The sequence below is a fragment of the Archangium sp. genome, assembly GCF_036388035.1.
Lineage (GTDB): Bacteria > Myxococcota > Myxococcia > Myxococcales > Myxococcaceae > Archangium.
Genome location: NZ_DASVSO010000532.1, coordinates 1 through 7613, shown reverse-complemented (window position 1 = coordinate 7613; position 7613 = coordinate 1). Strand labels below are relative to the sequence as shown.

The 7613-nt window shown below is 68.8% G+C and carries 6 protein-coding genes; 2 read left to right on the top strand and 4 right to left on the bottom strand.

Annotated features, from left to right (window positions below; translation table 11 throughout):
- Positions 1 to 53: 53 nt before the first annotated feature.
- The 4 genes from VF697_RS21440 to VF697_RS21425 all read right to left on the bottom strand — a co-directional run bounded on the left by VF697_RS21440 (position 54) and on the right by VF697_RS21425 (position 5876).
- A complete protein-coding gene (locus tag VF697_RS21440) occupies positions 54 to 1148 on the bottom strand; it encodes a 3-oxoacyl-ACP synthase III family protein (RefSeq protein WP_331097838.1) in 1095 nt (364 codons plus the stop codon).
- 227 nt (positions 1149 to 1375) lie between these two features.
- Positions 1376 to 4324: a choice-of-anchor D domain-containing protein gene (locus tag VF697_RS21435; RefSeq protein WP_331097836.1), complete on the bottom strand. Its 2949-nt coding sequence runs from the start codon at positions 4322 to 4324 to the stop codon at positions 1376 to 1378.
- Positions 4325 to 4538: 214 nt separating this feature from the next.
- Positions 4539 to 4805 carry a hypothetical protein gene (locus VF697_RS21430; RefSeq protein WP_331097834.1) on the bottom strand — a complete coding sequence of 89 codons (267 nt, stop codon included), beginning with the start codon at positions 4803 to 4805 and terminating at the stop codon, positions 4539 to 4541.
- A 192-nt stretch (positions 4806 to 4997) separates the two neighbouring features.
- A complete protein-coding gene (locus VF697_RS21425; protein ID WP_331097832.1) occupies positions 4998 to 5876 on the bottom strand; it encodes a M23 family metallopeptidase in 879 nt (292 codons plus the stop codon).
- Positions 5877 to 5964: 88 nt separating this feature from the next.
- Here VF697_RS21425 and VF697_RS21420 point away from each other — a divergent pair, with 88 nt between their 5' ends.
- Together VF697_RS21420 and VF697_RS21415 are read left to right on the top strand one after the other, a co-directional pair.
- The gene (locus VF697_RS21420) at positions 5965 to 6912 is read left to right on the top strand and encodes a bestrophin family protein (protein ID WP_331097830.1); all 948 of its coding nucleotides are present in this window, start codon (positions 5965 to 5967) and stop codon (positions 6910 to 6912) included.
- On the top strand, positions 6909 to 7613 hold a 705-nt coding region (locus tag VF697_RS21415), incomplete at its 3' end, for a rhodanese-like domain-containing protein (protein ID WP_331097827.1). The genes VF697_RS21420 and VF697_RS21415, both read left to right, overlap by 4 nt.

The window sequence follows — 7613 nt, the reverse complement described above, 5'->3', positions numbered from 1 at the left end:
CCTTGGGGGGGGAGGAGCCACGCCCAGTCTACAGAGGAAGAACCGAGCCCCGGCTACAACCGAATCAGCTGCGCCCCATAGTGGACATTCGCGCCCACCGCGGCCACCAACACCAGGTCCCCGCTTCCCAGTCGCACCCGGCCCGCCTCCAGATCCTCGGCCAGGAGGATGAGCTTCCCGGCCGCGGAGGTGTTGCCGTAGCGGTCCACGTTGAGGGCCACGCGCTCGCGGGGCAGGCCCGCCTTCGCGATGAAGTGCTCCATCAATCGCTTGTTGGGCTGGTGGAAGTAGTAGCGCTTGACCTCGGAGCGCAGCTCGGGCCGCTCGGCGAGCACCGCCTCGATGCACTGGCGCATGTAGACGGAGTAGCTCTGCGCCACCCGCAGCCCGTCCACCACGAAGGCCAGGTCCGCCGGCCGCGTCCGCCCCTGGTACGGCAGCCGCATCATTCCTCCGCCCCGGCGGATCACCAGCTCCGCGTGGGCGTTGCCGGACATGCTCGCCAGGATGCCCTCTCCCTCCTTGCCGTCCGCGCGCAGCACCACCGCGCCCGCTCCATCCCCGAACACATAGGCGGAGAGGTAGGCGTTGAGCGTCTTGCGCCCCGGGGCCGGGGTGATCTCATCGGTGTAGACGTCCGGGTGGAGCTGCGGCGAGAGCAGCGAGGAGGCCACCACCGCCACCGTCTTGAAGCGGCCGCCCTGCATCATCTTGCTCGCCATGTCGAGGATGTAAGGGGTGCCACCACAGCCATCGTCGATCACCAGCGCGAAGGTGTCGGCGCGGCAGCCCAGCCGCTGGTGCAGCACCATGGCGTCGTGGTTGAAGTTCAGCTCGTCCGGCGAGCAGGTGACGAGGAAGAGCGCGTCCAGCTCCCGGGCGTCCACGCCCGACTGTGTCAGCGCCCGGCGCAGGGCGACCTCGCACATGTCGGTGTTGGAAGCCGGGTAGACGGGGCGATCATTCTCGGGCGGCGCGATGGCCCGGCCCTGCGCGTCGATGTCCCACAGGTAGCGCCGCTCGCGGATGCCCGTCTTCTCGAGGATGCGCTCGGCGGACCAGCCTGGAAAGGCCGCGGCGAGGCGCGCGTTGCTGATGGCCCGGGAGGGCACGAAAGCGCCGGCGCCTATAACGCGCACAGTGTTCATGTTGAATGTCCGCTCAGAGGTGGGTTCACCTGGTGCACAAGGCACAACCCCGAGGTGACCGGAAGCCGTCACGCCACAGGAGCCTCTGAAATTATAGGGTCTTCGAGCGGATGGGAACTTCATCCCCGCGCGGGGAGCCCCCGGTTGCCGGACGCTGGCGGCGAATCGAAGTAGCGCTGCCGGTCGTAACCGTTGTTCCTGGAATAAAACAGTCAACTCCTACGGGTTCAGCAGTCCACGGGATAGGTCACCCGCACGTGGGAGCCTGGTGCCGGCACCGCGCCCTTCTGGAAGAGGATGGAGTGGGTGGCCCCGTCATAGGTCCACCCGGTCTTCACCTCGACGCCATCCACCCGAACCTCGATGCGCGAGGTGTCCAAGGGCCTCTCGGAGAGCGGGAAGCCGCGGGTGGAGGCGGAGATTCTCTCCGCGGTCCGCTTCAGTGAGTCGGCCCAGTGGGGCGTGCAGATGCTCTCCACCACGCCGCCCGTGGCCTCGGCGAGCTGGATGTAGCGGTGGCCGGAGCTGCTGGCCTTGGGACAGGAGCCCAGGTCCTTGGGCCCGGCGATGGCGGAGAAGACGACCTTCGAGGCGTCTCCGCCCTTCAGCCCCTCGAGGAACGTCTCGTAGAAGGACACCGGCTGGGGCGAGAAGTCCTCCTCGTCGGTGACGACGATGACGGCCAGGCTGGCGTCCTGGCGCAGGAAGTGGGCGTTGCCGTCATGGGCCAGCGGGGTGCGCGGGTCGTCCTCGTTGAAGACGAGCGGCTCGGAGAGGGCGCGGTACATGGCCTCCAGACCCATCTCGTTCCAGTGACACACGCCGACGCGCGTGTTGTACGCGAAGACGGACGCGGCCGACGGCGTGGAGGGGGTGATGATGCGCGGCGAGGAGCCATCCACGGGGAAGAAGCGCCCGTTCTCACCCCCCTCGGCACCACCCGGGCACACCGCCCAGCCACCCGAGGAGCGCTCGACGCCGGTGGTGGTGACGGCGATGTGGTAGTCCACGCCCTCCAGGCTCATGGGCGAGAGGAAGGCCGCGAAGTTCTCTCCCAGGAGCTGCTGCTCGTCCTGCATCGAGCCCGAGTTGTCCACCACGAAGAGCACGTCCACCTGGGTCTTGGTGGAACGGATGAACTCGTCGGTCTGCTCGTTCTTCAGTACGCCCCTGCCCAGCACCCCCACCGTATAGGGCGAGCCCGTGCCCAGATCGAACCGGAACGCGGCCGTGTCATCCCCGTCGCTCCGCGGCTCGTACGTCACCTGGATGCGCGTCTCGCTGTTGGGGCCGAGCACCGCCGGGAAGAGGAGACCGTGCGTCAGCTTGAAGTCGCTCAGGTCGCCCTCGAGGCCCATCCCCGTCAGCGTCGTGGGCCCGGGGCACTTGTTGTGGACGACCAGCTCGCGGCTCTTCGGGCCGCAGGCGAGCCGCGTGACGCCGAAGTCCAGGTGAGTGGGTTGCACGGAGAAGCAGCCCCGCACGCCCCGACCGCGCAGCGGTATCAGCACATGGCCGTTGGACGGGTGGTTGACCCTGCCCTCGGCCAGGCCGGAGAATTCGCCCTCGGCGCTCGGCTTGAAGCGCACGAGCAGCGCGGCCCGCTGCCCCGGCGCGAGCACGGTGTTGCCCGGCTCGTCCGCGGCGAAGGTCGCATCCGAGCCCTCCACGAGCTGCATCCCCGCCAGGTAGCACTCGGTGGCGCCGATGTTGCGCACCGCCGCGCTGAGCGTCACCTCGGCGTCCACCGGCACGCTGCCAAAGTCCACCGTGGCCGGCTCGACATTGTACTGGCAGGGCGAGAACACCTTGCCCGTGCCCGTCACCCGCACCTCCTCGGTGAAGGAGCTGTGCCCGTTGTGGAGCTGGAGGGTGAGCCCGGCCTCGCTCGCGCCGCTGGTACGAGGCTGGAAGGTGACGGGGACCGAGGCGGAGAGGCCCGCGGGGATGGAGAGGCTGGCGGGCGCGTGCGTCAGGAGGAAGTCTCCGCCGCTCCGGGGCGTGAGCGTCGGGCCGCTCAGCAGCACGTGGGTGCGGCAGCGGTTGAGGAGCCGGACTTCCCGGGTGACGCTCATGCCCTCGGCGACGAGGCCGAAGTCGAGCGCGCGGGTCTGGGGCTCCACGCACGCGGCGCCGCCCTCTCCCGCGAGCGGCACCTGGAGCCCCGGCTGCGTGGTGCCCACGGGACGCGCGTCGAGCTCCAACCGCGCCTCGTGCACGGGTCCGCGGGTGGTGGGGGAGAAGCCCAGCTTCAGCTCCATCACCTCGCCAGGAGCGAGCCGTCCGTCCGGAAGCGTGGGTTCCTTCACCACGAAGAAGGCGCCGCTCGCGTTGTCCAGCAGCTTCACCCCGCCGTACGCGAGGGGCTTGGAGCCCAGGTTGCGCACGGTGAAGCTCGCCTCGGCGAAGTTCCCCCGTTCCACGCGCCCGAAGTCCACCCGCGACGGCGTCACCTCCAGCCACGAGGCGATTGCCTGGCCCGAGAGGGGGACGTCCAGGGGCTCGCAGCCGGGACACACCGAGATGCGCGCGAGGGCCTGGGCCGCTCCCAGGCGCTTGGGCTCGAAGAACACGGGCAGCGCGCGCACCTCACCCGGGCTCAAGACCCGCGGCGCACTCGCCTCGCTGGAGGAGAACTGGTCCGCGTCGGCCCCGGCGAACTCCAGGCGCACCCGGCTGTCCGTCCCCATCAGGTTGTGCACCAGGAGGGTGCCTTCTCGCACCTCGCCCAGGGCCTGGGTACCGAAGTCGATGGAGGCCGTCCTCACCTCCAGCAGGGGCCTCACGCCCTGGCCACTCACCTTCACCCGGAGCACGCCCTCGGGGCCCACGTTGCTGGCGTCGGTGCGTACCTCCAGCTCGACCCGCACCGGGCCCTCCACGTCTGGCGTGAAGCGCACCTCCAGGTTGCGCGTGGCACCGGCTTCCAGCGTGAAGGGCTCGAAGGAGGGTACTTCCAGGCTGGACGCGGTGGCTGTCGCCCCGTGAATGGTGAGGGGCTCGCCCCCTTCATTGACGAGGAAGACCTTCTCCACCCGGGCCACACCGATCGGCGAGGGATTGAACTCCAGGTCCCGAGGCAGGACGCTCAACTTCGAGGGTTCCCGCGCCTCGCAGCCCACCGCGACGACGGTCAACAGACACACGGCGACGGACGCCCAGCGCAGTTCAGCCATTGCACTCCCCCAGGGTGGCGCACGGAACGTGCAATCCCGACTCCACTCTGGGTAAACCCTGCCTCACCGAGGCGAAGGTCTCGGAGTTGCTGGGAAAAGAAGGGGCTCCGGTGCGGAAGCCGTGTGCCCACCGGCGGCGCTCACCGGAAGAAACTTCCGGAGCGTCCGCCCGGTGACGGGAAGAAATGTCCGGACTCGGGGCGTGGAGCCAGCCCTATGGAGTGGTCCGGCAGCCGCAGCCGCAGTCATTGAAGAACGCCGTGGAGCCCTCGGGGCAGATGAAGAGGATGGCGGGGCACTCCGCGGGATCCCGGGAGACGTAGGTGTAGCCGGGCTCATGGCCGCAGGGGGGCTTCTTCTCCGCCTCGTCGGTGTGCTGCTCGATGGACGCCAGTGGGGGCTCCTCGGTGGGGCCGCAGGCCATGCCGAAGAGGGACGCACCGACGACGAGGACACTCCACGAGATCATCCGAATGGACATGAGACACCCCTCCGTTGCTTTCGAGGCAACCCCTCGTTGCCTTCGGGGAGGAGGGATGGGGCTCGGTGGAATGATCCGGAAGCGGAGGGCCGGGCAGCAGGAGCGCCTGAGCGCCTGCCAGAAGGGCGCCTCGAGGGTTTCCGAAGCGACCTTCATCCCGTCCGCGAGGGTGAGGGCCTGTTGAAAAGGCCCTCAGCGGGTGGCCGTATACGACTTGTCCTTCTCCAGCGTGAGGCCCAGGCCCTGCTCGGTGGTGAAGCGGACGGGGAACGTCACCCACGTCCTTCCATCGATCGGCCTTCTCACCTCGAAGTGGAGGTGTGGGCCTTTCGAGAAACCGGTGTTGCCGGAGAGGCCGAGCAACTGCCCGGCGGCGATGGACTGCCCCTCCTGGACCACGGCCCCTCCTGGCTTGAGGTGACCGTAGTACCCGAGGGTCCCGTCAGGGTGGCGGACGAGCACGCGGTTGGCCTTGTCCTGCTCCCGGTAGCTCGCGTCGGTGCCGGCCGTCGTGAAGGTCTGGACCACCTGGACGACGACTCCCTGCCGAGCCGCGTGCACGGGCGAGCCCTCGGGGAGATCGAAATCCACCGAGTACCGGCTCGAGCCGCTGTGGCTGAACTCTCCATCATACCCCTGAAGCACCCGGACCGGACGACCCGAGGCCATCGGCAACTGGTAGAGGACCGAGTCATCGTGCATCGCCCGGGGGTTGCCCCAGTTCCAGCTGTAGCGGACGTTCTTGTATCTCCAGGCCAGCTCGCGCCGGTGGTGCGTGAGCTTCACGAGCGTCCGGGTCTGGGGGCCGTCGAACACCGCCGTGACGGGGAGCGGGGTCGACAGCTCCACGTTCTCCACCTCCGCATCCAGGGTGAGCGTGAGCTCGGCGCGGGCCTTCGTGCGGATGGAGATCGAGGCCGTCTCCGTATCCGGCTGCTCGATGATGAGGCACACCACCCCATCCTCCGAGCAGGTCTCGCCGCGGTAGGGCAGGGGCTGGGCGCCCGCGACGCCACAGGCCAGCACCATCACCAGTGCCACGGTACAGCCGGTCAGCTCGCTGCGACTCATTCGGAGGGCCCTCCCATGTACGGCTCGCGAATCTAGCAGCGCGGAGTTCTTTTCGGAGCACGGCAACCCGGCTAGAAGGGGGCCGGGCATGATCAAGTACGATCCGCATCATTGGTGGCGACACCTCCTCAAGCTCCGGGGCGGCCTGCTCCAGGAGATCTTCGGGCGACTCGGAGTGTTCTCGCTCTGGTCCATCGGGCTGACCTGGTTCCACCTGCACGTCCACAAGATCGACGTGCCGGTCACCGGGCACACGCTGGTCGGCACCGCGCTCAGCTTGCTGCTCGTGTTCCGCACCAACTCCTCCTACGACCGGTTCTGGGAGGGGAGGAAGCTGTGGGGAGGCGTCGTCAACGAGACGCGCAACCTCCTGCGCGCGGCGGCGATGAACATCCCCTCGCTCGAGCTGCTGCGCCGGTTGGCGGCCTGGACGGCGGTGTACCCGTACGCGCTGACGCGAGTCCTGCGGGGCGCTGGGGAGCTCGGACCCGCCGCGGCCCTGCTGCCCCAGGCGGAGGTTGAGCGCGTGCTGGCCGCGGGCAACGCCGGGGTCGCCGTGGCGCTGCGCATGTCCTCGGTCCTCGCCGAGGCCCGGCAACGCGGGCTCATCTCCGACTACGTGCAGATGCAGATCGACCAGAACGTCCAGCAGCTCATCGACTACCAGGGCGGGTGCGAGCGCATCGTCCGGACGCCGCTTCCATTCGCGTACATGCTGCACCTGCGGCGCACGCTCATCCTCTTCATCCTCAGCCTGCCGTTCGCCCTCGTGGAGTCCTTCGGCTGGGCGTCGGTGGCCGTCGTGGTGATCATCGCCTACACCTTCCTGGGCATCGAGGAGATTGGCGTGGAGATCGAGGAGCCCTTCGGCACGGAGGACAATGATCTGCCGCTCGAGGAGATCTCCGCGAACATCGCCCGGACCCTCAATGAGATGGTGCCCTGGATGGGGGCGGCCATCGACAGTCCCACGTTGACTTACCCCGGGGCCGTTCTCACGAAGGGGTCCCCCCTGGAGCAGGAGCCTTCTGAATGAGCCCGTCCCGAAGTGAGCGCCTGTTCGATCTCAAGTGGAAGGATCGCTCCCGAGGGGGCGCCTCGAGCGTCTCCGAGTTCGCCCCGGAGTGGGTGGCCGAGCAGAACCGGTCGGTCTGGGTCATCGACGTGAGGGATCGCGAGGAGCTCGTGGGGCCGCTGGGGCACATCCCGGGCTCGACGTGGGTCCCCCTCGAGCGCATCGCGGAGATCGCCTCGAAGCTGGGCCGTGAGGTGCCGGTCGTCCTCGTCTCCCGCTCGGGGGACAGGGCCGGACGCGCGGCGTCCTATCTCAAGGCCCTGGGGATGAAGTACGTCGCGAGCATGGCGGGCGGCATGCTGGCCTGGAAGGCCGCGGGCTTCTCGACGAGCCGGGACGAGCGCATCTTCGAGCGGAAGTTCGCCCCCGAATCCCTCGTCGGGGAGGAGCCGCCCAGCGCCCTCACCCCGGAGCGGATCGAGAAGCACGTCGGAGATCCCAGCCAGGTGCGGTGGGTCCGGCTGGCGGCCCTGCTCGTCAGTGGCAAGCGCTCGTGCGTGGACGGTCGCGACGATCAGGGCGTGATTGGAACGCCGGGGGGTGACGCGGGGGAGCTCGTCCTCGCCCTGAGCGCGATCGAGGCCGTCACCGGACAGCACATCCCGGAGGCGGCGATTCCGCAGCTCCTGCTGCGCGAGCTGGATACGTTCGGGCGCTTCTAC